Origin of the sequence: Variovorax paradoxus (genome assembly GCF_024734665.1) — a bacterium.
In the GTDB taxonomy this organism is placed as follows: domain Bacteria; phylum Pseudomonadota; class Gammaproteobacteria; order Burkholderiales; family Burkholderiaceae_C; genus Variovorax.
In genome coordinates this window covers 330660-353400 of sequence record NZ_CP102931.1, presented here as the reverse complement: position 1 = coordinate 353400, position 22741 = coordinate 330660, and the positions used below count along the sequence as shown (strand labels likewise).

Sequence of the window (22741 nt, the reverse complement as noted above, 5' to 3'; positions counted from 1 at the left end):
GCGGCAATGTCATAACTTCGTACGAGGTACTTACCCGAACCGCTCTTCTTTTTCCTCACGCATGAGACGCTGGCGCATCCACCCCACCGACACCGCGCTGGCCGCAGCCGTCGTCGGCGACGTGCTATCTGGCGTGGGCACGCCGTATCTGGCAAGCAGCTATCTCAAGGCGATGCAGCGCGTGATGCCGGTGACTTTCTGCACCGTGTTCGTGGTCGACGCCACCGGTCGCATCGAGGCGGTGTCGGCCGCCAGCAGCTACGGCAGCACGGCCGAGCGCACCACCGAACGCTATGTGGCGCAGCGCTTCGACCTGCTCGACCCGAACATGGCCTGGCTCGCGGCGCGCAAGCTGCCGAAGCGCGCGCAGCTATGGCTGGGCCACCAGCACGCCGACGAAGTGGCCGATCCGGCCTACCGCGCCGCCTGCTATGGCGACGTCGGCATCCGCGAGCGCGCGTCGGTGTTGTTGCTGCTGCCCACGGGGCAGCGCGTGGCGGTGAGCTTCTACCGCAGCCTTGCGCAGCCGGAGTTCGGTGTGGAAGACTTCGCGCGCATCGAGGCGCACGCCACGCTGCTGGCTGATGCGACGGCGGCGCATGGCCGCAGCGCAGTGGCCGTGCGGGAGGCGGTGGAGCCCACGCTGGCCTCGCGGCTGCTGAGGTTGAGCCTGCGTGAGCGCGAGGTCATCGGGCACCTGATGGCTGGGAAAACGGCGAAAGAAGCTGCGCGCGAGATCGGCGTTGAGCTGACGACGGTGCGCACGCATCAGTACCGGGCGTTCCGGCGGCTGGGGATACGGTCGCAGAAAGAACTGCTGCGCGGTGCGAGCCTGTAGTCCAGCCTGTTAACGCCGTTAATTGCGCCGTCCTCGCGATCAGCCGCCAATCATCGACAACGCGTTTCGAGCATGAAGCTCGAACACGTACGTCATTCTTTCCAGCACATGCACTTCGGCATCGTTCGGGTCGTGCGACTTGTCCAGTGACGCGCGGACCTTGTGCCATGCTGGCAGCAAGGCGCGCGCCATCTTGCCGAACTCGGCCAATGTTTCAGGCAGGCGAAAGCCGCAGTCTTCGCACAGGGCCTCCCAGGAATGGCGGCCCACCGAATCGAAGGTTTCCTCGTCCCCGATGAACAGCGCCAGACCAGTGTCCCCGTACGCGCGCACGCACAGCAGGTCGTAGAACGGCGCGAGCCTGAAGCCCTTGTCATCGACCAGCACCGACACGTTCTTGGCGTGCGCATCCGAATTGCCGATCAGGTAGTTGAACATCACCCAACGCTGGAACTGCAGCAGGTCGATGCCGCGCACACCCAGCCCGCGCAAGACCTTGACCAGCAAAGGAATGCTGACCAGCCCACCCGAACGCTGATATTTCCAGTCCGCGCCGTGTCCCAGCAACTGGCAGCCGTCGACTTGATGAAGGCTCACGATGTTGCCCGCCGCCAGCAGCCGGTCGTAGCGTTCGACCACGTAAGCCGCCTCGGGAATGCGAAGCAGCCAAACCTCCGGCACCGGCAACCGAAGCGCTCGTGCCAGCTTCATGCAGGCAAATTCGTTGACTGCGCTGGGGTGGTAGCGCGCTTGGCGCGTGTCAGGCTTGAGGATGTGCGTGGTGGGTGACTGGCCAATGCTGTCGCTCAGGCGCTGGCCTGCCGGGTCGAAGCGCAGGCCGATCTTGTCCTGCGCGCCGGCCAGCGACATGGTCGCCTGGGTGTTGGACAGCAACAGCGGCGTGCGGTCGCGGCCGGCCAGCCGTCGACTCAGCTCCTCGAACGATAGCGGACGGTATTCCTGCGCCGGCACTGGCCGCGCCTCGGGCGGCAGCAGCGAGAGCACGCCGGGAAGCTCCGCGCCCAGGCGGCCCAGCAACTCGAAGGATGAAGCGCCGCGCAAATGAATGGCGCTGACGATGTCGTCGAGCGCATCGCCTTCAGGGAGCAGATTCTCGAAAAATGACCGGACCAGGTGCCCGGTGTAGCGCTCTGCCACCAGCGGAAATTGCGGTGCCAGCACATAGTGCCCTGGCTGTTCCAGCCATTGAGGGTCGTACTCGAAGAAGTAGTCAGCGGCAGCATGGCCGAACCACCCCATTGGACGGGCGTTGGCCCAGATGCGCAGCCGGATCATTCGGCGCTCGCCTCGGGGTCGCCCTGCCAACCGCCAAGGCTGGCTTTGAGTCCCAGTCCGGTCGCGAGGAGCAGCAATTTCACCAAGGAACAGCGCCCCGGATCGCTTTCCGCGTCGCGGATGAAAGAGGGGCTGACGCCGCACACCGAAGCGGCTTGCGCGCGCGACAAACCCTGGCGCTTGCGCTCGGCCGTGAGTCGCATGGCCAGTTCAGAAAGATTGTCTGGAGTGAGGTACATGAATTGACCTGATAAGAGCATTATTGCTTAACGCTTGATCAAATCAATCTTTTTTGCCTCTATAGGGTCAATTTAAAGCGATATCGATTTTTGACCCAGGAGGGTCAAAATCACGAATCAAATACGGCCAGACAGAAGTATTGACCTTGAAAGGTCAAGCCGCTCAATCTTCAGCTGCTTCTTCCAGACCGCCCTGCGGCTTCACCAACGACACCGGCGCCTCCTTCGGTCGCCCGGCCGTCGACACGATCTCCTGGTCGATCGCGCCGAACAGCGAACGCCCGTCCAGCCCCTTCATCTCGATGCGGATGGTGTCGCCGAATTTCATGAAGTCGGTATACGGCTGGCCGGTCTGGATGGTCTCGATGCAGCGCTTCTCGGCGATGCACGAGTAGCCCTTGGGCCAGTCCATGTGGCCGTTCTTTTCCACACCCTTGTTGCTCACGGTGCCGCTGCCCACGATGCTGCCGGCGCGCACGTTGCGCGTCTTGGCGATGTGAGCGATGAGCTGGCCGAAGTGGAAGGTCATCTCCGGGCCGGCGTCGCACATGCCGACCTTGCGGCCGTTCCAGCTGCTTTGCAGCGCCAGGTGCACGCGGCCGTCCTGCCAGGCCTCGCCGATCTCGTCGAGCGTCACGGCCACGGGGCTGAAGGCGGTGGCGGGCTTGCTCTGGAAGAAGCCGAAGCCCTTGGCCAGCTCGGCCGGAATCAGGTTGCGCAGGCTCACGTCGTTGGCCAGCATCACGAGGCGAATGCCGTCGAGCGCCTGGTCGGGCGTGGAGCCCATGCGCACGTCGCCGGTGATGACGGCGATCTCGGCCTCGAAGTCGATGCCCATGGCTTCGCTGGGCACGATCACGTCGTCGGTCGGGCCGAGGAAGTCGTCGCTGCCGCCCTGGTACATCAGCGGATCGCTGTAGAAGCTCTCGGGCACCTCGGCGTTGCGCGCCTTGCGCACCAGTTCGACGTGGTTGATGTAGGCCGAGCCGTCGGCCCACTGGTAGGCGCGCGGCAGCGGGGCCATGCACATCGACGGATCGAAGGGGAAGGCGTGGCGCGCGCGGCCGGTGTTGAGGGAGTCGTACAGGTCCTGCAGCTGCGGGCTCATGAAGCCCCAGTCGTCCAGCACCTGCTGCAGCCGGCTCGCGATGCCGGTGGCGTAGTGGGCGAGCGTGAGGTCGCGCGAGACAACGACGAGCTGGCCGTCGCGCGAGCCGTCCTTCAGGGTGGCGAGTTTCATGATGCGGTGCGTGCGTGATGGCGCGGGACACGGCGCGTACACAAGGCCAGGCGCCGCTCCCACTTAAACTGGTTGAACGGGCGGCAGTGTACCGAGGTGGTCTTGGTGAACCTCCGGGCCGGCGCCTCACTCCACACACTGATGTCGACGCTCGTCGCCCCTCCTTCTTCCTTGCTGCCTCCCGGCCTGCCCGGGCGTCCGTCGTGGCGGGTGCTGATCGGTCTGACGCTGCTGGTGGCGCTGATCCACCTGCTGGTGCTCGGGCTGGCACCGGTGGCCATCGGGCCGGAACCCTCGCCACTGGCGAGCAAGTTCAGCACGCGGACGATCGTGATCGCGCCGCCGGCTTCCGAAAAGCCCGCGGCGCCGGCTGCCGCCCCGGCGGAAGCCAAGCCGGCGCCGCCGCCCAAGCCGCGACGGCCCCGCGAGGCGTCGGTGCCCCGTCCGAAGCCGGCTCCCGCAGCCGCTACGGCAGCGCCGGAGCCAGACGCTTCCGTGCCCCCTGCTCCAGAAACACCCGACCTGACGGCTCAGGCCGCTCCCGATTCAGGAGCAGCACCGCCCGAAGCAGCCGCCAGCGCCCCTGCCGGTGCATCTTCCCCTGCTGGTGGCACGGGCACCAGCACCAAGGCGGCCGGCGGCAGCGAAGCCTCGGGCACCATCGCCGGCACCCAGGCGCTGAGGATCCCCGGTTCGGTCACGCTCGATTTCGAAGCCACCGGCCAGGTGGGAGCGTCGCCCCAGCGGGGCGTATTCGGTGAGCTCGTCTGGCTGCAGGACGGCACCCGCTACGACGGGCGGCTGACTCTCAAGGCGGTGTTCTTCACCCTGCTCAACTGGCACAGCACCGGCCGCATCGGCCCCTCCGGCCTAGAGCCCGAGCGGTACTCCGAAAGCCGCAAGGCCGAGGTGGCGTCGCATTTCGTGCGCGACCAGGGGCAGATCGTGTTCAGCAACAACACGCCCCCCGTGCCGCTGCTGGCTGGCGCGCAGGACCGCATGAGCGTCATGATGCAGCTCGGCGGCCTGCTGGCGGCCAGCCCGGACCGCTATCCGGCGGGCACCCGGATCTCGGTCCAGACCGTGGGGCCGCGCGATGCCGACGTCTGGGTCTTCGTGGTCGGCGAAGAGGAAAAGATAGCCCTCCCGGCCGGCGAATACACCGCGCGCAAACTCACCCGCAACCCGCGCCGGGATTTCGATAGAAAACTGGAGCTCTGGCTTGCGCCAGCCTACGGCTATCTGCCCGTACGCATCAGGCAAACGGAGCCCAACGGGGACTTCGCTGACGCCCAATTGCGCAAACCCCTACCCGCGGGACCCTCAAATTGAGGAGAAAGTCACACTATCGAAGCAAAAGGTCCTGGAGATATGCCGATTAGCCTGTTGGTTTTACAAATAGACAACCTATCTTGAAACTGGCGCGTTGATTGCTATCTAAACCCCATGAACGCCATCGACATACTCACAGGGCCCGCCATGAACATGCTTTATGACTCGGAGTCTTTCGTCGTCGTACACGTGCAGCCCAATGAAGGCGAGGAGCCCGCGCAGCCGAATGTGCCGGTTCTGGAGCGTCATGGCTTCGAGATCGTGGACAAGCGTTCGGGCAAGGAGGTGTACCTCGACGGCTCCTGGGCCGAACTGTTCCAGCAGCAGATCGCCGCCTGGCAGCTCAACACCCCCACCCAGGAAGAAGTCGAAGACACGCTCGAAGGCTACGCCGAGCTGGCCCACACCCCCGTCTTGGTGCACTGAGCCGAAAACCCCGGAAACAACAACTCAGTAGGTCACGGTCACCGTGATGGTGTCGGTATAGCTGCCCGGCGCAGCCGTGTACTGGCCGGCGGGCAGGCGACCGTAGACCGTGTGCGTGGTGCTTGCCGTCCTGGTCCCGAACCCACCTGAGGCAGACGCGCTGCCCGACACCGTGCTGGTCGCCCAGACCGTTCCATAGGTCGAACTGGTGTACAGGTTGTAGTTCAGGGTGTAGTTGCCATAGCTCATGTAGCGGCTCGTGGTCGTTCCCGAATTCCCCGCACTCAGGCTGACCGTATAGCTCAAGGTGCTGGTTCCGAAGATGCTTCCTGAAAACGTGGCCGCCACCGTGATGGTGCCGGTACTTGTGGTGGCGCTCGTCGTGGCCGCGCTGTAGTTTCCGAAGCTCAGGGCCGTCGCGCTGATGGTGGCCGAACAGGTCGGCGTCCCGAGGCCCGTCGACGTGCATGTCGCATGTGCCGGCGTGGCAGCCAGCGCGCAAATCAGACCAGCAACCCAGATCAGCGCGCCGTGGGTGGAAGCATCGTTTCGCATGTGTAGGGCCCGATTTGTGGCAACGTGCCGGCGGTCGGAATGGGGCCGACCGTGAAACTGCAATGGCCTGTACGCCAATTCGCCTCGAAGCGTTCGCCCGCACGGGGGCGATCGAGCTGCAACGTGCCGCCGTAGCCGGTGATTAATGGAGACGGACGGTTCTCGCCGATGACGTCGATGCCAGCCGGCAGCGGCGAGCCGTCAGGCAGCCGGATCTGCATCGTGGCGCTCAGTTCGCGCGAGATGTCGAAGGTGGCCGCCGCAACGCCCTTGTACGACGGCACGACCTGCAGCACGTCGGAGTGCACCTGCGCCGAGATCGGCAGGTCGCCGTTGTCCACGCTGATCTTGTTCAGCTCATAGGCGCGCAGGCCGGTCACGAGGGCATGCCCCTCGCCGTCGGTCGTCGTCGCCAGGTTGTTCTCCCGGTAGATCTTGATGCCGGCCGCGCCGGGCACCGTCACCAGCGCAAAGCCGTCGCTGGACGACTGAGCCGCGAAGAGCATGCCCGACGTATAGCCCAGTGAGCCCTCGGCAAGCACCCTGGCGCTGGTTTCCTTGTTGAGGTCGACGACCTGCGCGTTGAAGCTCGCATAGGGGGTTCGCCAGGTTGCTTCGGCCTGGGTGCGCTTTGTCTCGCCATTCGAGGCCACGACGCGCCAACCCAGCCCCTCATCGCTCGGCGTCGCCTGGCTGACATCGACCGTGGTGGTGGTCTTTCCGTTTTGCCGGTCGGTCGTGGCCGATGCGGTCTGCCGGTCGCCCAGCGGAAGGGTCAGGCTCACGCCGACCGAGGCGACGCGCTGGCGATTCGCCGTGGCGCCCGAGTCGGTGCGCGCCACATAGGTGTTCAGGAACACTGCACCGAGCTGAATGGAGTGGTTGAGCGACAGCACCTTGGCCTCGTCGCCACCGCTGTAGCGCAATGCCGTGTAGGCCAGGCCCAGGCTGCCATAGCGGCGGCCAAGGGATCGCCCCAGGAACAGCTGCGTCTGCCCGGTCGTGTGCGTCTGGCTGTCCAGCCAGGCAACCTGCATGAAGCCTGCGCTGGCGGATTGCCGGCTTGCAGAAAAGCTCCACTCAGGAGCGATGTGCGCGAACGAAACACGCCCGAGCGTTCCGCTGCCCGCGTCCTGCGAGCGGCTGGCCGCGCCGTGCAGTCCGAACTCCCCCAGCGGTGCCCACACCCACGTCAGGCCGGCGCCGGCGACCTGAACCTGCGCGCCGGCCTCGCCATGCAGTTCCATGGTGGCCGTCTCGCTGAGTCCGCGGCGCCAGTTGCCGGCAGCGAACGGGCTGCCGTAGTCATTGCTCTGAAGGCCATAGTTGAGGCGGCTCCACCCCACGTTGACCGAGTAGTCCGACAAGCCCGCGCGCAGCAGATTCGTGCTCACGTAGTAGGGCGTCGTGACGGTGCGGCGCACGCCCAGCGCGTCGGACACCGAGAAGCTCATCTCACCCGCACCGCTGAGCACCGGCACGTTGCTCAACGAAAACGGGCCCGAATCGACCTGCCCCTGATAGTGCAGCGTGTTGTTCACATAGGCCTCGAGCGTCGATGCGACGGCCGATCCGCCCGTGAGCGACGGCACCGGATAGCTGATGTACCCGGGGCTCAACCCGAACTGGGTGCCGAACTGCACCCCGGCGAAGCGCGACGGCGTGGACCACGCGGCGTTCTGCGTGATGGCGTCGCCGACCGTCAGCCGCGTCAGGCGATCCGGATCGTCGTAGCGGTAGTAGCTGTCGAGCCGGACCATCTTGCTCAGCGACGAAAGGCCCGTCGCATTCTGATAGGCCGACTGGCCGACGAGCACGCTGTTCGCCAGCAATCCCCATTGGCCCGAAACCGTGCTGTCGAGCAGTCCTGATGCGGCAGTGCCGTTGCTGTCGTGCTGCAGCGCCATGCTGTAGTTGACGAAGGCGGCATTGACCGAGGGCGTCGGCGACGGCCGGTTCGCGGCCTTGCCGGTGAGTGCACTGGCCACGAATGCCGTCACCGGCAAGCGCACTTGCGCCGTCTGCGTGCTTTCTTCCAGCGCCACGCTGCCATTGGGCAACGCAGCGGGGTCGTAGTAATCGGCCCCCTCGACCACGGCCGTCGCCTGGGCGGGAACGATGACGCGCCACGCCTGCAAGTCGGCACGGCTGAACAACAGCTTGCCCCCGTGCCGGAGCGCAGAGCGTGCAGGCCCCTCTGCCGTGCCATTGACTTCGACGTCGATGACCAGCGGGGTGAACGCCTGATCGTCTGCAATCACTTGGGCCTGCGCCATGTGTGCCACCGGCAGCCAGCAAGCGAAAGCGACCAGGCTACTGAGCCGCTGCAGCCGTCGCACCGGGGACTTGCAGGAAGACGGGAGAGAGCGGTACTTCGGAGTCCGCCTGCGCCTCGAACTGGAGTCTGGCGCCCGGCGGCAGCGAAGGCAGCAGGACCGGCAGCCTGGCGCTTTGCTGCGGCAGCACATAGACCGACATCCGCTGGCGCAAGAGCTCGCTGCCATCCGCATGGCGCACGGTGACTTGCGTGATCTGGATGTGCTCGCGCCCCAGGTTGTCGATGGTCAGCGCCGACGCGCCCAGATGCCACGCGACCGAAGGCGCTCCCGCAGGGGACGAAGGAGGCACGAAGATCGGCAAGACCAGTTGCAGCAGCGTCTGCAATTCAGCGCCCGCCCCCTCGGTCCCCGTTGGCAGCGTCTTGTCGCGCGGCAACTGCCTCAGGAAGATGCGGTAGCTGCGCTCGTCGGCCAGCGCAGGCACCTGCAGGCCGAGGCGCACGATCTGCCGGCCATTGGCCGGAATCCGGAAGATGGCCGGGTTGACCAGCACCTCACGCGTAGGCGCATAGACATCCTGCTGATCCTTCTGCGCCCAGCTCATGACCTCGGCCTGCATCGAGATCTCGCTGGCACCGTCGTTGGTCACGACCAGCGAAGCAACCGGCCGGTTGGGCTGCAGCACGACTCGGACCGGAGCGATCTGGATGCTCGCGGCCCGAACGTCGACAGGAACGGCCGAGACGGCCATCGCCGCCGCCGAACCGAGGATGATCGCCGCGCGCGGCAGGAGCTGGCGCTTAGCCCAATCGAGGGACATGGACCGTGAACGCTCAGTAGGTGAGCGTCAGGGTGATCGTGTCGGTGTAGTCCGTTGCGGGCGCCACGGCGTACTGGGCGGCCGGGACCTTGCCGTAGACCGTATGGGTCACGGCCGAACCTGTGCCGGTGTAGTCCGACCCCGTCGTGCTGTTGCTCCAGTTGGTCGCATACGAGGAATCTTTGTAGAGACCGTACGACAGGCTGTTGTAGCCACTCGTCGCCGTGGCGCTCGTCATGGTCCGGGCCGTCACCGAGCCGCTGGTGCCTGCGCTCATGCCCAGCGAGTAGGTGGTGCCGTAGGTGCACTGCACGGTGAACGAGGTCGCGCCGGTGAGCGCAGTGCCCGGGGTGAAGCTTCCGAACGCGAGCGTGTCGGGCGTGGCCATGGCGCAGGAACTGAGCACCGTGGCCGTCACCTTGAAGGTCGTGGTGGCCGTCGTGGCGTGCGCGGACTGGAGCGGCAGCACGGCAAGCGCCACCAGGGCAGTGGCAATGGCGCCACCGAGTCTCAAGTTATTCATATCTACCCCGTAAGTGTCGGAAATTGAACCTCCGGATAGATGGATATCCGGCCCGTATCGCGAGTCACATGTGGTCTTTGGTATGACTTTTCGCGACGGGCCGAGTAAACCCAAAGACTTGGTAAAAAATTAGCAGGCTGTCAGATAAAGGTTTCAGAGGTGTTCAGCGGTAAATCCACCGGAACTTCGGCGGCGGTTGCCTGGCCAGCGCGCGAACGAAAAAAGCGGGAGGGCACGGACGACAGGCACAGGGGGAAATGGACGGCACCGCGTGCGCGTGCCCAGGGCATACGATCGCGCGATGCCTCCTCCAAACTGGCCCACCCGGGCCTCCCGATTCCTGCTGTTCCCTCTGCTCGCCGTCACGGCGTTCACGGGTTGCTCGGCGCTGTCTTCTTCCGGCGCCGATGCGCCCGACGCCCCCATCGCGCGCCGTGTCGCGGCGCTTCAGCCGGTCGATGCCCTGCTGCTCGGCGAGCAGCACGATGCGCCCGAACACCATGTCATCGAACGCGAGGCCGTCGAGGCGCTGGTCGCTCGCGGCAATCTCGCCGCGCTGGCGCTGGAGATGGCGGAGGAAGGCCGCAGCACCGCGCATGTCGCCCCCACCGCCACCGAAGCGCAGGTGCAGGCCGCCCTCGACTGGAGCGACAAGGCCTGGCCCTGGGCCAGCTACGGCCCCGCGGTAATGGCCGCCGTGCGCGCGGGCGTGCCCGTGGTCGGCGCCAACCTGCCACGCGCCCGCATGAAAGACGCCATGGCCGATGTCTCGCTCGACGTGCAGCTCAACGGCGAGGCCTACACCGCGCAGCAGGACGCCGTACGCGATGGGCACTGCAGGATGCTCCCCGAGTCGCAGATCGTCCCGATGACGCGCATCCAGGTGGGCCGCGACCGCGCGATGGCGCAGGCCATCGTCAAGGCGCGGCGACCGGGCCAGACCGTGCTGCTGATCGCCGGAGCCGGCCACGCCGTGCGCACGCTCGGCGTGCCGCAGCACCTGCCCGACGACGTCAAGGTCGCCACGGTGCGGCTGATGGCCGCGCCGGCTGCTCCTTCGCCCGAAGCGGTGGCGGGCGACTACGACCGCACATGGCGGACACCGCCCCTGCCCGAAAAAGACTACTGCGCAGAGTTCAAGCGGCAGGCAAGACCCCAACCGAAAGCCTGAGCGCCCCATCGACAAGAAAAAAGCCGCGAGCCCGAAGGCCCGCGGCTTTTTCTTTCAGTACACGGCAGCTCAGCGCGAGGTAATCGCCGACACCGCCGAGTTGCCCGTCGCAGACGCCGTGATCTGGTTGCCCGTGGTGCGCAGCGTGCTGTTGCCCACCGCGCCCGAGACGCCGACCCCGAAGTTCACGCTCGTCACCGTGGCCGTCACCGCACCGGTGTTGACCTGGTAGTTGCCGATGGCCGCGCTCGGGGCGCCGGTGTTCAGCGCCGTCTGCGTCAGGCGGTTGGTCGCGCTGTTGCCGACGGCCTGCGCCGCCAGTGTGTTGCCCGTGACACCGACCGTGCCGTTCGACACGCCAGCGCCGGTGCTGTTGAGCGCCACCTGGTAGCTCGTACCCACGCTCGTGGCCGACACCGCACCCGAGTTGTTCTGGCTGTTGAGGATCGCTGCGCTCGCACCGACGTTGAGCGCCAGCGGCGTGCCGACCAGGCTCGACGAACCCACCGTGGCCGCGCCGCCGTAGCTGCTGCCACCGCTGGATTCGAGCACGTTGGTCGCCGCATTGCCACGCGCCAGGGCGGCGGTGGTGTTGCCGTCGAGCGAGATGCTGCTGCCGTTGAGCGGCACCGCACCCGTCAGCGTCGCATTCGCCACCGTGCTGGCCGTCGCGGTCACGCCGGCCGTGCTGCCCTGCACGTTCACGATGCCGACGCTGGCGCCCTGCGTCGCGCTGCTCGCCACCGTGGCAGTGTTGGTCGCGCGGTTGGCCGAAGCCTCTGCGAAGGTGCTGTTACCCGAGATGGTGAGCGCGCCGTTGATCAGCCCAGGCGTGGGTGCGGCGTTGTCGTCGTTGTGGATCGACGTGCTGGCCGTGCTGCTGACCGTCGATGCGGCCGACTGGCGGTTCGACAGCACGTGGTCGCCGGTGGCCACCACGTTGTCGGCGCTGCCGGTCTCGTTCAGCGTGGCAGAACCCGTGGAGCCCAGCGGCAGGGTGTTGACCGCGCTCACGCTCAGCGTGTTGGTCGCGTCGTTCATCACGCCCAGCGCCGTGTTGCTGTTGCCCGAGAGGCGCACCGTCGATGCGGTGGACGCGGCCGGCGCGAACAGCTCCTGCGTGGACGTTGCCGTCACCGCGGCGGTGCCCGACTGCGTCGACTGCAGCGCCGAGCGCGCTCCCACGTTCGAGCCCGCCAGCGTCACGCTGTTGAGCGCCGTGTTGGCCACGGCCTTCGCGCTCTGGCTGTTGTTCGTCACGCCCAGCGTCGAGGTGCCGACGATGGATGCCGGTGCCGTGTCGATGCCCACGATGCCCGTCGCGGTGGCCGACACGGTCCCGGTGCCCATCTGCACGTTGGCCAGTGCGTGGTCTGCCGTCACTGCCACCAACAGCGCCGGGCCGGCTGCGGCCACGGCCGGCAACGGCGTGCTGCCGGCAATGGCGCTGCTCTTCACGTCGATGCTGTTGGTCGCGGCGCTGCCGGTGGCGGCTGCGCTGGTGCTGTTGCCGTCGAGCGTGGCGCTGCTGCCGGTGAGCGCGTTGGGGCCGGTCAGCGTGAGCTTCGTCACGTTGTTGGCGTTGGCTGCCACGGTCGCGTTGCTGTCCTGCGCATTCAGCACCGCGGTCTTGGCCGACTGCGATGCGCCGCCGGTCAGCGAGGCCGCGTTCGTCGCGCGGTTGGCCGCAGCTTCCGAGGACGTCGTGTTGCCCGAGGCGGTGAAGCTGCTGTTGACCAGGCCTGCGTTGGCGGGCACCAGGCTGTCTTCGTTGTAGATCGCGGTGTCGGCGGTGCTGGTGGCCGAGGTTCCGGCCGACTGGCGGTTCACCAGCACCTGGTCGCCCACCGCGGCGGTGTTGCCTGGCAGCGCACCCTGGAGAATGATCGCGGGCACGAAAGACGCGACGGACGAGCCACCCGCAACGGCGACCTTGTTGTCCACGTCATTGATCACGCTCAGCGCCGAGTTGCTGTTGTTCGAAAGCTTCACCGACGCGCCCGTCACCGAGGCCGGCGCAAAGGCCTGCATGAACGAGCGCGACTCCACCGCCGCCGTGCTGCCCTGTGCAGACAGCAGCGCCGAGCGGGCCGACACATCGGTGGCCGCGAGCGCGATGGCGTTGCTGCCCGTGTTGGCCACGGCCTTCGCGCTCTGCGTGTTGCCGGAGGCACTCAGCGTCGAGCCGGAGACCACCGCGCCGACCGCCGTGTCGATACCGAATGCGGCCGCCACCTTGGAAGAGATCGTCGGGCTCGTCACCAGCTGGATGCTCGACAGCGCATGGTCGCCGACCGCACCTGCCAGGCCCGCGAGGCTGGTCGCGCCGGCAAGCGGCAAGCCGTCGCCCACGGCGATGGTGTTGCCCTTCACGTCGATGCGATTGACGGCGGCGTTGCCCGTGGCCGAGCCGCCGGCGGCGTTGCCGTCCACAGTGACCTGCGAGTTCTGGATGCTTGCGCCGCCCAGCACCACTTGCACGCCGTCCTTGTTGTTGAGCAGCGCACCTTCCTGCCCGGTCAGCGAACTGACCGCGGCGCTGGTGAGCTGAAGGTTCTGCACCGCGGTAGTGGTCGAGACGCCGACCGCATCCACGCTCACGCCGTTGACGGCGCTGTTGCTGGTCGCGCCGGCCAGCGTGGTGTTGCCGCTGGCGTCCACCTTCGAGTTGCTGATGGCGCCGGTGACGGTGGTCTGCACTTCAGGCCCGCCGCTGCGTTGCGCCGACACCGTGCCCTGGCCCGACTGCGCGTTCTGCACACTGAAGGCGGCGGTGGTGGCGAGCACGTTGCCCGTCAGCGTCGCACCCGCCAGCGAGAGGCCCGAGGTGTCGATGTTGTTGCCCGTCACCTTCACCGTGTTGCCGGTGGCGCGGCTGCCGTAGGCCAGCGCCTGCGCCGCGTTGTCCGAGCTGGACACCGATCCGTTGCTCAGCGTGCCCGTGACCGTGGTGCGCGCCACGATGCCGCCTGCCGCCGTGGCGTCGATGACCGTGCCCGCGCCCGCCACCGCCTGCGTGTTGGTGACGTTGGCAATCGAGGCATTCGAGCCACTCACGTTGTTCAGGCCCAGCGTCACGCCGCTGGCCGCGTCGTTGCCGTAGGTGGCTGCGACAAAGGCGTTGTCGCTGTTCGCGACGCTGGCGGCCGAGACATTGCCGCTGACGGTCGCCGAGAAAGTGTTGGGGCCGGTGGCCGAGCTGCCGATGTTCCCCTGCACCGACTGGTCGTTCAGGATGCCGTAGGCCGCAGTCACCGTCGGCAGGGCGCCGGCCGCGTTGCTGAACGGCAGTCCGCTGAGTACATCGACCGTGACGGTCGAGGCCGGCGTGCCCAGGAACGGGCCTGGCGCCGCGGCCAGGTTGCCCGCGCTCACGCCCAGCGTGTTCGACGCCGAATTGCCGTAGGCAATGGCGCGCTGCAGGTTGTCGGTGAGCGCGACCGAGCCGCCGGTGACGTTGCCGTTCACCGCGATGCGCGCTTCGGGATTGAACAACGCCGCGCCAGCACCAGAGGTTGCATCGGACATCTGCACGCTCGCGATGCCCGCGCCCGTGCCGACCGAGTTGCCGGTGAGCGTGAGCGTGTTGGTGGCCCCGCTGCCGACCGCCACGGCTTCCTGCCGGTTGTCGGTCAGCGCCAGCGTGTTGTTCGCGACCGGTGCGCCGCCACCGCTGGCGGTCAGCAGAATCTGCGAGCCGAAGTTGAGCGCCGCGGGGCCGCTGCCGTTGTAGTTGCCCTGCAGGTTGGTGAGCGTCGCTGCGCCGCTGGCGGACACGCGCCCGTCGGAGTTCGTGCCGCCCGTGAGCACGGCGTTGCCGTTGCCCAATGCCACCGTGGCCGCCTGAATCGCCAGGCTCTGCGTGATCTGGTTGCCTTGTGCGGTGGCCGCCGACGTGTTGCCGGACACGGTGACCGAGCTGCCGCTGGTCTGCCCCGTGCCGGGCGACTCGCCCGTCTGCGCCGAGATGACCGACGGGAACAGGAACGCCGTCGCCGCCGCCGCGGAATTGGCCTGCTGATTCGACACCGCAGCAGTGCCGGTGAACGAGGCCGCGTTCTTGCCGCTGGCAATGGCGCTCGACGCCGTGTTGCCGGTGGCGTCCGCCGTGATGCTGTTGTCTGACAGCGTGACCTGGCTGTTCTTGCTCGACTGCACGCCGGCGCGGATCTCAGCGCCCGAGGTCTGGGCGAAAGTGGTCACGCCGATGTTGCCCTGGCTGTTGACGATGGCCAAGTCGCTGTTGACGTTGCTGGTCACGCCCACGCCGTTGTGGATGCTGTTGTTGGCTGCGGTGGCGGCCGTGCCGGTGCCCGCGATGGTCACGTCGTCGATCAGGATGCGGTTGCCTGCCACACCGGCCGTGGCGCCCAGCGCCTCGTTGCCCGTGGCCGCGCTGGAGATCGCATTGCCCTGCACCGACAGCGAGCCCTGCAGCACGTTGGAGCCGCCGGCAGGCACGCCGCTCACGAGGCCCGTGATCACCGAGCTCGCATTGGTTGCGCTGTGCGTGACGGCGAGGATGCCGTTGCCGTTCGCCTGCAGGTTCGCGACCACCGCCGAGCCGGCGAAGGCTGGCGCGCCGCCCGACTGGATTTCGGCCGTGCTGGTCGCGCTGTTGGCCTTGAGCACCGCCGAGATCGAATTGCGTTCGAGCACGGCAGCGGTGGTCAGCGTGATGCCCGGGCTCGCCGTCAGCATCAGGTCGACCGTGTTGCCCAGCACCTGCGCGTTGGAGCTTGCGCCCGTGGCCGACTGCAGCGAGGTCACCACGATGTTGCCCTTGGCATCGAACAGCGGTGCGCCCGCCGGGTAGGTCAGCACCGAGGTGCCGGCCTGCGGCAGCGCACCGACTGCGGCGGCGCCCGACACGACCGAGCTGCCGCTGTTGAGCGTGGTGGTCGCCGAGATGGTGTTGTCGGCGTTGACCACGCTGCCTGTCTGCAGCGTGCTCGATTCCACCGCCAGCTTGCTGCTGATCACTGAGCTGTTGATCGTGCCGGTGTTGATCGCCACGCCCAGCGTGGCGGCGTTGTTCACCGGCGTGCCGGGCGCCGGCTGGATGCTGTTGGCAAAGCTGTTGCCGGTGGCGGTCGCGCCGACCAGGTTGCCGCTGGTGCTCATCGCCACGGGGTTGGGGTTCGACGGCGTGCCGGTGGAGGTCGTGCCCACGGTGGCGCTGGTGATGGTGGCGTTGACGGCCCCGGTATTGCTGATCTGCTTGTCGATCGTCGGCGTGCCGGTGACGGTGCCGTTGTAGGCGGCATCGACCGAGGTCTCGGCGGCTTGTGCGCCGGAGGCTGCTGCAATCAGCGCCATCGCGACTGCCGTGCCGATGCTGCTGCGGCTGAACATGGGCGCGCGTGTGGCCCGGCTCTGGATCTTGCGTGCTTTCATGGCGTGACTCCTCGGATGTTGTGGAAGCGGTCTGGGTCGGAAAGTGGATGCGCGATGCGCGCGGAACAGCAGGTCAATCGCCCTTGACTGCGCCGTCGGAAGAAGAAGCAGAAGGTGAAGGAGCGGGCGCCGCGCCGCCGACCACCGCGCTGCCGATGCGCAGCTTGGCGATCTCCTGCAGGCCCGGGCCATCGCGGTGGATCGACGTGTCGGCGGCATCGGGTCGCCATGTGAGGCTGATGGCACCCGGCGCCACGCCGCGGTTGGCAAGGGCCGAGGTGACGGCGGCGATGCGCTGGTCGGTGAGCTCGTCGCGCTTGCGGGCGTCCCAGTTCTCGGTGTCGCGCGCCACCAGCACGATGTCGGTCGAGCCCTTCTTGGCCAGGCCCGCGATCTGGTCGATCAGCGCGAGCGAGCTGCCGCCGAGCGTGGTCGCGCCGAAGTCGAAGGACACCTGCGTTGCCGTACCCGTGAGGCGCGCGCCGCCCTGCCCCGCGGCGTTGACGGCCACGCCGCTCTGCACCACGGGCGAGGTCACGGCCGCGCCGCCCACGGTGGCATCGCCCGGGTTGTCGACCTTGCGCAGGTCGGCCGCGGGCACGGTCGGAATCTGCTCGCCGCCGCCCGGACGCATCGTCATGCAGGGCCGGTGGTCGACCTGCGTGACGGCCGCCATGAGCCGCACCACGCCCTCTTCCAGCGCTGCGCGCACGCCCATCTGCACCGGCTCCTGGCCCTTGGCGCCGATGTCCACGTCGTACAGCTTGCTGCCGAAGAAGCGGAACACGTTCAGGCCCACTTCGTAGCCGTTGAACTGCTTGGTGAGGCTCACCGTGCGCACCACCATCAGCGACTTGGTGTCGACGATGCGCAGGTCCACGCTCACCGACTGGCTGAAGGTGCGCGCCTTCACGCCCACCTGGTTCACCGCGAACTCCGCGCCGCCCGAGTTGATGTTGTAGTTGAGCTCGGTGATGCCGCCGACGATGAAGTAATCAGACTTGTTGATCGTGCCGCCGAAGTACGGCAGCCACGGCACCGCCTGCCCGCCGTTGGGGCCGCCTACCTGGTGCGTGCGGCCGTCGCCGAGCTGGCGGCGGTCGGCGTACGCGAGTTCGCGCTCGGCGATCACCGGATCGAAGCGCTCGGCGATGCTCACCGCGCCGCCGAGCTTGCCGAGTGCCGAATACACCATCAGCGCGCCGCCCTGCGTGATGGCATTGCCTTCGTTGATGCTGTACTTGCCGGTGTAGTCCTTCACGTCGCCCACGCCGATGACGATGGCCGGGCGCCGCGTGGCCGCGATGTGGTCGGCGTAGCAGGCGAGCACCGCCTCCATCGGCGTGACGTTGTCGCGCACCGCGGGGCCGAGCACCACGGGCGCCTCGTTGGGCGCAAAGCGTTGCTGTGGAGCGGAGACACAACCAGCGAGCGCCACCGTGGCGATGGCTGCGAGCGCGAAGGTGCGGGTGATGGGGAATTGCATGTCGCGTGCCTCGTTCAATTGAGCACGCCGAACGCGCACGCCGAGCTGCCGCCGACGCTCGCGGTCTGCGCACCCGAGTTGCTCTGATTCGAGTTCAGCGCCTGGTTGGCCGCGCCCTGCACCTGCGTGCTGGTGCCGCCGACGATGGCCGAGCCGACAGCGCCGGAGTTGGCCTGCGTGGTGCCCACCGTCGCGCCGCCGAGCGTGCCCACTGCGGTGCGGCTGTCATTGCCCGATGCACTCGAAGTTGCGCCCGAAGTGGAAGGCGAATTCGCGACCGTGCTGTTGTTGCCGTCGTTGCCCGTGGAGGTCGCGGAGACGTTGCAGTTGTACTGGCGACCGATGTTGTTGGTCGTGTTGTAGACCGGCGCCGAGTAGTAGCCGCTTTTCTGCTTGCGGATCATGTCCTGGATCGCGGCCTGGTTCACCTTGTCGGTGCTGGTCTGGAACTGCCATGCGGCGTTCTCGCCGACGTTGTTGGCGAGTGCAGCCAAAGGCGCACACACCAATGCCATAAGAAATACACGTTGCATGACGGTCCCTCTCTGGAAGACGCACTTGATGAACTCATAAGTGCTACGTTTCGGGAGGGGATGCTAGGGATCGGCGGCCACGACCGGTATCCCGGGAACCGGTAGGAGGTATCCCGGGAACCGGTAGAAATGAGGATGGCAACCCAAGGGCCCGCGCAGGCCGCAGGGGTCGCACGCGCGCGCGCAAGCGTGCGCTTCGGCAGGTCAGGTTAGTCGCCGAACCAGAACAACAACCAGGCGGTGACAGAGCCGAGCGTCACCATCACGAGAGCGACCTGGCGACCCGCAGGAAGTGGCCGGCTCACCCATCGCTCGATGTTTTTCGACATCTTCGTCCCCCGTTCTTCTAGTGAGGACCGAAGCGTGAAGCGCTCGCCGAGTTCTGTCAAAGCAGAAGAAATGCTTCGTCGACTTTCTTGGCGACGGCCGGCAAAGCGCCTTCGTGATCTCGGGCTCACGAAGGCGCTGCCGTCTTGCTCAGGCGTGTGCCTTGATCGAGTCCGCCAGCGTGTTCACCAGCGTGTCGATGTGCGACTTCTCCACGATGTACGGCGGCGCGATCACCAGCACGTCGCCAGCGGGCCGCACGAGAGCGCCCTTGTGGAAGCAATCGAGGAAGACCTCATAGGCGCGCTTGCCCGGCGTGCCCGCGATGGGCGCGAGCTCCACCGCCGCGGCGAGGCCGAGGCTGCGGATGCTGACCACGTTGGGCAGGCCCTTGAAGGTGCTGTGGAAGGCATCGCCCAGCACCTTGCCCATTTCGCCGGCGCGCGCGAACAGGTTTTCCTCCTTGAAGAGATCGAGCGTGGCAATGGCCGCGGCGCAGGCCACCGGGTGGCCCGAGTAGGTGTAGCCGTGGAAGAACTCGACCACGTGCTCGGGCGCGTCGGTCTTCATCATCGCGTCGTAGAGCTTGTCGCGGCAGATCACGCCGCCCAGCGGAATGACGCCGTTGGTCACGCACTTGGCGAAGTTCAGCATGTCGGGCACCACGCCGAAGTAGTCGGACGCGAAGTTGGTGCCCATGCGGCCGAAGCCGGTGATGACCTCGTCGAAGATCAAGAGGATGCCGTGCTTGTCGCAGATCTCGCGCAGGCGCTTCAGATAGCCCTTGGGCGGCAGGTACCAGCCGGCCGAACCGGCCACCGGCTCCACGATGATCGCGGCGATGTTGCTCGGATCGTGCAGCGGCAGGATGCGGGTTTCGAGCTCGACCAGCGGGTCTTCGGCCCACACCGGCTCCTCGTTGTGGATGTAGGCGTGGTTCACCGGGTCGTGGATGAAGCGCATGTGGTCCACGCGCGGCAGGAAGGCCGAGCCGAACACCTTGCGGTTGCCCGGAATGCCGCCCACCGACATGCCGCCGAAGCCCACGCCGTGGTAGCCCTTCTCGCGGCCGATGAACACATTGCGGTGGCCTTCACCACGCGCGCGGTGATAGGCCAGAGCCACCTTCATCGAAGTGTCGGCGGCTTCCGAGCCCGAGTTGCAGAACAGCACCTTGTTGAGGTCGCCGGGCGCGAGCGAGGCGATCATCTCGGCCGCCTTGAAGGCCTTGTCGTTGCTGACCTGGAAGGCGGTGGCGTAGTCGAGCGTGTCCAGCTGCTTCTTGATGGCTTCGTTGATGGGCTTGCGGTTATGGCCCGCGCCCACGCACCACAGGGACGAGATGCCGTCGATCACCTTCTTGCCGTCATGGGTGGTGAACTCCATGCCGTCGGCCGCCACGAAGACGCGCGGGTCCTTCTTGAAATGACGGTTGGGGGTGAAGGGCAACCACTGGTTGTCCATGTTGAAGTCCTGGAAGGCCATGCGTGTCTCCTGCGGTTATATCAACGGGGAAAATCGCGATTCTGGCACCCCTGCCACAATTACGCCCCTGATGACGACCACTACGCCTGCCTACATCCTGAACCTCTCCTGCCCCGACCGTACGGGCATCGTGCACGCCGTCTCGGGCTTCCTGCTCGAACGCGGCGCCAACATCGAAGAGGCCGCCCAGTACAACGACCACGACACGGGTCTTTTCTTCATGCGGGTGCGCTTCGCCTGCAGCGACCACAGCGAAGCCACGCTGCGCGAAGAGCTCAAGACCTTCGCCGCCGGCTTCGGCATGACGCTGCAGCTGCACGCCGCCGCCGAGCCTATGAAGACGGTCATTCTGGTCAGCAAGGAAGGCCACTGCCTCAACGACCTGCTGTTCCGCTGGAAGAGCGGCCTGCTCGCCATCGACGTGCGAGCCATCATCTCGAACCACCGCGACTTCTACCAGCTGGCCGCCAGCTACAACGTGCCCTTCCACCACATCCCGATGACGGCCGCGACCAAGGCGCAGGCCGAGGCGAAGCAGCTTGAAATCATCGAGGCCGAAGGCGCCGAACTCGTGGTGCTCGCGCGCTACATGCAGATCCTGAGCGACAACCTGTGCCGCAACCTCGCCGGCCGCGCGATCAACATCCACCACTCGTTCCTGCCCAGCTTCAAGGGCGCCAAGCCCTACTACCAGGCACACGACCGCGGCGTGAAGCTGATCGGCGCCACCGCCCACTACGTGACGGCCGACCTCGATGAAGGCCCGATCATCGAGCAGGACGTGGCCCGCGCCGACCACACCGACACCGTGGAAGACCTCACGGCCCGCGGCCGCGACACCGAGAGCCAAGTGCTGGCGCGTGCGGTGAAGTGGCACAGCGAGCACCGCGTGCTGCTCAACGGACACCGCACGGTGGTGTTCCGCTAGGCCTCCAAAAAAGCATGCCTCCACTTGGGAGGCATGCATCCCGCTCAGCGTCAGTTGCGATTCGGGTTGTTCGGCCGGCGGTCGTAGCGGTTCGGCACGCCATCGCCGTCACGATCCCAGCGGCCTGCGTTGTACTGCCAGCGCCCGCCTTCCTCGCGCCACTCCGGCGCACGGTAGGCATAGCCCGGACGGGCGCGCACCCAGACGCCGCGGGTCCAAACATGGCGCCCACCGCGCCACTCATAGTGCCCCGGCGCCCACACATAGCCGCGGCGCGGCGGGGGCACGCGTTCGGAGCGCGGAGGGGGCGGCGCCACCTGTATGACCACGGGTTGCGCCTGCGCGGCCGTGGGAACAGTCAATGCGCCCACCGACAGAAGCGATGCAGCGCCGACGGAAAGAGCCAATGCGAGTTTTTTCATGAAGGACTCCTCATGAGTTGTTGGAGGAGCCTTCATGCTGCCCAGTCCATGTGAACCGCCTGTAAGCAATGCACGAAGTCTTGTGTAAAGCTCTGACTCGCCTTTGAGCGCCCCGGCGAGCGCTCACTCCTGCAATTCGCGCAGATCGATGGCTGTGGCCATCGCCGCATGGCCGGCCTTGTTGGGGTGCAGGTGGTCGCCCGAGTCATACAGCGGATTCAGCGCCTTCGGGTCCGCAGGGTCGCGCAATGCCGCGTCGAAATCGACGACGCCGTCGATGTCCTGCTGGCCACGGATCCAGCGGTTGACACCTTCGCGCATGGCCTCGCTGGCCTCGCTCCAGTAAGGCGTGTTCCTGAACGGCGGCACGGTGCCGAGCAGCACCTTCACGCCCTTGGCGCGGGCCTGCTTGACCAGTTGCTCCAACCCCTCGGTGATGCGCTCGGTCGTCGGCATGTCGCGCGGCTTTATCTCTGCGCCCGGCACCTTGGTGAACAAGGTGCGGCCGATGTCGTTGGTGCCCAGCAGGATGATCGCGTGCGTCACGCTGCTCTGCCGCAATGCATCGCGCTCGAAACGGGAGAGACCGCTGGGCCCCAGGCCGTCGGCCAGCAGGCGATTGCCGCCAATGCCGGCATTGAGCACTGCAACGTCTTGCCCGGCGCGCTGCGTATCGCGCAGGCGCGTGGCAAGCATGTCGGGATAGGCCCCGAAGTTGGCCTCTGCGGTGCCCGCTGTGATCGAGTCGCCGAAGGCCACGACAGTGCGCACGGACTTGGTGGTGAGCACGTCGAGCCCGGTCACGATCTGGTTCAGCACCAGCGGCGAGGGGTTCTTCAGCTTCGGCGCCATCACGGCATTGCCGGGCGCTACCCATGTCGTGCCCGGCTCCAGCATGGAGACAGTGGCAAAAGGCGTGGTGCGGTCGAAGAAGGCGCTCACGACCACCGTCTGTCCCGCCTGCACCGGCAGGTCGATGCCATCGCTCCAGGCATCCGCCCCGGGCGCAATGGTCATGGTGGTGCGGCCGCCGAAACGCAGCACGCGCAGCGTGGTCGGCGAGAACGCATCGGCACCGGTGCCGCGTGCCGCGCTCGCGGCGGCAATGCGCAGCGGCGTCTTGCCGAAGCGGTTCGAGAAGCGGATGCGGATGCGCTCGCCGTCCAGCGACATTTCGACCTTCTGACGCAGCGTCCGTCCGCGCAGGTCATTACCGGCGGGCGACGAATAGTTCGCACCGCCGGGGGCTGCGGCCATCTCCGTGAAATCGACCGGCGCCACGGCCCAGCTCGCAACCCAATGCGCCTCGGCGGGCTGCCGTGGATGGTCGTCGGGCGTCACAGCCTGCACGCCGACGGCCAGCACTGCGAGGCAAAGGGCAGCCACCCAGTGCGCGACGGTCACGTCGCGCAGGCGCTCTGCCCAAATGGAAACCAGTTTCATG

General features: G+C 66.9%; 18 protein-coding genes. 5 read left to right on the top strand and 13 right to left on the bottom strand.

Going from position 1 to position 22741, the window contains the following annotated elements:
- The first annotated feature begins 61 nt into the window (after nt 1–61).
- Complete coding sequence (locus NWF24_RS34180) at nt 62–838, top strand: helix-turn-helix transcriptional regulator (protein WP_309148855.1); 777 nt, start codon at nt 62–64, stop codon at nt 836–838.
- 39 nt (nt 839–877) lie between these two features.
- Here the strand turns inward: NWF24_RS34180 and NWF24_RS01645 are convergent, their stop codons facing one another.
- From NWF24_RS01645 to NWF24_RS01635, 3 genes are all read right to left on the bottom strand, one after another.
- The gene (locus NWF24_RS01645; RefSeq protein WP_258352712.1) at nt 878–2134 is read right to left on the bottom strand and encodes a HipA domain-containing protein; all 1257 of its coding nucleotides are present in this window, start codon (nt 2132–2134) and stop codon (nt 878–880) included.
- Nucleotides 2131–2373: a helix-turn-helix domain-containing protein gene (locus tag NWF24_RS01640; protein WP_093178412.1), complete on the bottom strand. Its 243-nt coding sequence runs from the start codon at nt 2371–2373 to the stop codon at nt 2131–2133. The genes NWF24_RS01645 and NWF24_RS01640 overlap by 4 nt, the downstream gene beginning before the upstream one ends.
- A gap of 163 nt (nt 2374–2536) precedes the next feature.
- Nucleotides 2537–3613 carry a fumarylacetoacetate hydrolase family protein gene (locus NWF24_RS01635; protein ID WP_258352711.1) on the bottom strand — a complete coding sequence of 359 codons (1077 nt, stop codon included), beginning with the start codon at nt 3611–3613 and terminating at the stop codon, nt 2537–2539.
- Nucleotides 3614–3754: 141 nt separating this feature from the next.
- Here NWF24_RS01635 and NWF24_RS01630 point away from each other — a divergent pair, with 141 nt between their 5' ends.
- Complete coding sequence (locus NWF24_RS01630; RefSeq protein ID WP_258352710.1) at nt 3755–4945, top strand: DUF3108 domain-containing protein; 1191 nt, start codon at nt 3755–3757, stop codon at nt 4943–4945.
- A 147-nt stretch (nt 4946–5092) separates the two neighbouring features.
- Nucleotides 5093–5371, top strand: coding sequence for a BTH_I0359 family protein (locus NWF24_RS01625; protein ID WP_176929076.1), 279 nt, complete (start codon nt 5093–5095; stop codon nt 5369–5371).
- A gap of 24 nt (nt 5372–5395) precedes the next feature.
- Here the strand turns inward: NWF24_RS01625 and NWF24_RS01620 are convergent, their stop codons facing one another.
- From NWF24_RS01620 to NWF24_RS01605, 4 genes are read right to left on the bottom strand one after another with little or no spacing between them, the layout of a single operon-like run.
- The gene (locus NWF24_RS01620; RefSeq protein WP_258352709.1) at nt 5396–5926 is read right to left on the bottom strand and encodes a spore coat U domain-containing protein; all 531 of its coding nucleotides are present in this window, start codon (nt 5924–5926) and stop codon (nt 5396–5398) included.
- Nucleotides 5893–8202 carry a fimbria/pilus outer membrane usher protein gene (locus NWF24_RS01615; RefSeq protein ID WP_258352708.1) on the bottom strand — a complete coding sequence of 770 codons (2310 nt, stop codon included), beginning with the start codon at nt 8200–8202 and terminating at the stop codon, nt 5893–5895. Before NWF24_RS01615 ends, NWF24_RS01620 begins: the two co-directional genes overlap by 34 nt.
- Nucleotides 8203–8239: 37 nt before the next feature.
- Complete coding sequence (locus NWF24_RS01610) at nt 8240–9025, bottom strand: fimbrial biogenesis chaperone (protein WP_258352707.1); 786 nt, start codon at nt 9023–9025, stop codon at nt 8240–8242.
- Between the two features lie 13 nt (nt 9026–9038).
- Complete coding sequence (locus NWF24_RS01605) at nt 9039–9548, bottom strand: Csu type fimbrial protein (RefSeq protein ID WP_093059963.1); 510 nt, start codon at nt 9546–9548, stop codon at nt 9039–9041.
- 301 nt (nt 9549–9849) lie between these two features.
- Between NWF24_RS01605 and NWF24_RS01600 the strand changes: the two genes are divergently transcribed.
- Entirely contained in the window at nt 9850–10719 is an 870-nt protein-coding gene (locus tag NWF24_RS01600) for a ChaN family lipoprotein (protein ID WP_258352706.1), read from the top strand.
- Between the two features lie 69 nt (nt 10720–10788).
- On the opposite strand, the gene NWF24_RS01595 is transcribed toward NWF24_RS01600, so the two are convergent.
- The 4 genes from NWF24_RS01595 to NWF24_RS01580 all read right to left on the bottom strand — a co-directional run bounded on the left by NWF24_RS01595 (nt 10789) and on the right by NWF24_RS01580 (nt 19947).
- Nucleotides 10789–16116, bottom strand: a complete 5328-nt coding sequence (locus NWF24_RS01595; protein ID WP_258352705.1) for a beta strand repeat-containing protein — start codon at nt 16114–16116, stop codon at nt 10789–10791.
- A 73-nt stretch (nt 16117–16189) separates the two neighbouring features.
- A complete protein-coding gene (locus NWF24_RS01590; protein WP_258352704.1) occupies nt 16190–17602 on the bottom strand; it encodes a CsgG/HfaB family protein in 1413 nt (470 codons plus the stop codon).
- 14 nt (nt 17603–17616) lie between these two features.
- Nucleotides 17617–18135 carry a hypothetical protein gene (locus NWF24_RS01585; protein ID WP_258352703.1) on the bottom strand — a complete coding sequence of 173 codons (519 nt, stop codon included), beginning with the start codon at nt 18133–18135 and terminating at the stop codon, nt 17617–17619.
- Nucleotides 18136–18612: 477 nt separating this feature from the next.
- On the bottom strand, nt 18613–19947 hold the full coding sequence (locus NWF24_RS01580; protein ID WP_258352702.1) for an aminotransferase class III-fold pyridoxal phosphate-dependent enzyme: 1335 nt from the start codon (nt 19945–19947) through the stop codon (nt 18613–18615).
- A 70-nt stretch (nt 19948–20017) separates the two neighbouring features.
- Between NWF24_RS01580 and purU the strand changes: the two genes are divergently transcribed.
- On the top strand, nt 20018–20875 hold the full coding sequence (gene purU / locus NWF24_RS01575; RefSeq protein WP_258352701.1) for a formyltetrahydrofolate deformylase: 858 nt from the start codon (nt 20018–20020) through the stop codon (nt 20873–20875).
- Nucleotides 20876–20925: 50 nt separating this feature from the next.
- Here purU and NWF24_RS01570 read toward each other — a convergent pair whose 3' ends face one another.
- Both NWF24_RS01570 and NWF24_RS01565 read right to left on the bottom strand, forming a co-directional pair.
- Nucleotides 20926–21297, bottom strand: a complete 372-nt coding sequence (locus tag NWF24_RS01570; RefSeq protein ID WP_093057657.1) for a YXWGXW repeat-containing protein — start codon at nt 21295–21297, stop codon at nt 20926–20928.
- Nucleotides 21298–21420: 123 nt separating this feature from the next.
- Nucleotides 21421–22740 (bottom strand): SGNH/GDSL hydrolase family protein, encoded by a 1320-nt coding sequence (locus NWF24_RS01565; RefSeq protein WP_258352700.1) that lies wholly within the window; start codon nt 22738–22740, stop codon nt 21421–21423.
- Nucleotide 22741 lies beyond the last annotated feature (1 nt).

Bases quoted from the DNA above. Each gene is read 5' to 3' on its own strand.
- NWF24_RS34180 (WP_309148855.1), top strand. From the start codon at position 62: ATGAGACGCTGGCGCATCCACCCCACCGACACCGCGCTGGCCGCAGCC.
- NWF24_RS01645 (WP_258352712.1), bottom strand. From the start codon at position 2,134: ATGATCCGGCTGCGCATCTGGGCCAACGCCCGTCCAATGGGGTGGTTC.
- NWF24_RS01640 (WP_093178412.1), bottom strand. From the start codon at position 2,373: ATGTACCTCACTCCAGACAATCTTTCTGAACTGGCCATGCGACTCACG.
- NWF24_RS01635 (WP_258352711.1), bottom strand. From the start codon at position 3,613: ATGAAACTCGCCACCCTGAAGGACGGCTCGCGCGACGGCCAGCTCGTC.
- NWF24_RS01630 (WP_258352710.1), top strand. From the start codon at position 3,755: ATGTCGACGCTCGTCGCCCCTCCTTCTTCCTTGCTGCCTCCCGGCCTG.
- NWF24_RS01625 (WP_176929076.1), top strand. From the start codon at position 5,093: ATGAACATGCTTTATGACTCGGAGTCTTTCGTCGTCGTACACGTGCAG.
- NWF24_RS01620 (WP_258352709.1), bottom strand. From the start codon at position 5,926: ATGCGAAACGATGCTTCCACCCACGGCGCGCTGATCTGGGTTGCTGGT.
- NWF24_RS01615 (WP_258352708.1), bottom strand. From the start codon at position 8,202: ATGGCGCAGGCCCAAGTGATTGCAGACGATCAGGCGTTCACCCCGCTG.
- NWF24_RS01610 (WP_258352707.1), bottom strand. From the start codon at position 9,025: ATGTCCCTCGATTGGGCTAAGCGCCAGCTCCTGCCGCGCGCGGCGATC.
- NWF24_RS01605 (WP_093059963.1), bottom strand. From the start codon at position 9,548: ATGAATAACTTGAGACTCGGTGGCGCCATTGCCACTGCCCTGGTGGCG.
- NWF24_RS01600 (WP_258352706.1), top strand. From the start codon at position 9,850: ATGCCTCCTCCAAACTGGCCCACCCGGGCCTCCCGATTCCTGCTGTTC.
- NWF24_RS01595 (WP_258352705.1), bottom strand. From the start codon at position 16,116: ATGAAAGCACGCAAGATCCAGAGCCGGGCCACACGCGCGCCCATGTTC.
- NWF24_RS01590 (WP_258352704.1), bottom strand. From the start codon at position 17,602: ATGCAATTCCCCATCACCCGCACCTTCGCGCTCGCAGCCATCGCCACG.
- NWF24_RS01585 (WP_258352703.1), bottom strand. From the start codon at position 18,135: ATGCAACGTGTATTTCTTATGGCATTGGTGTGTGCGCCTTTGGCTGCA.
- NWF24_RS01580 (WP_258352702.1), bottom strand. From the start codon at position 19,947: ATGGCCTTCCAGGACTTCAACATGGACAACCAGTGGTTGCCCTTCACC.
- purU (WP_258352701.1), top strand. From the start codon at position 20,018: ATGACGACCACTACGCCTGCCTACATCCTGAACCTCTCCTGCCCCGAC.
- NWF24_RS01570 (WP_093057657.1), bottom strand. From the start codon at position 21,297: ATGAAAAAACTCGCATTGGCTCTTTCCGTCGGCGCTGCATCGCTTCTG.
- NWF24_RS01565 (WP_258352700.1), bottom strand. From the start codon at position 22,740: ATGAAACTGGTTTCCATTTGGGCAGAGCGCCTGCGCGACGTGACCGTC.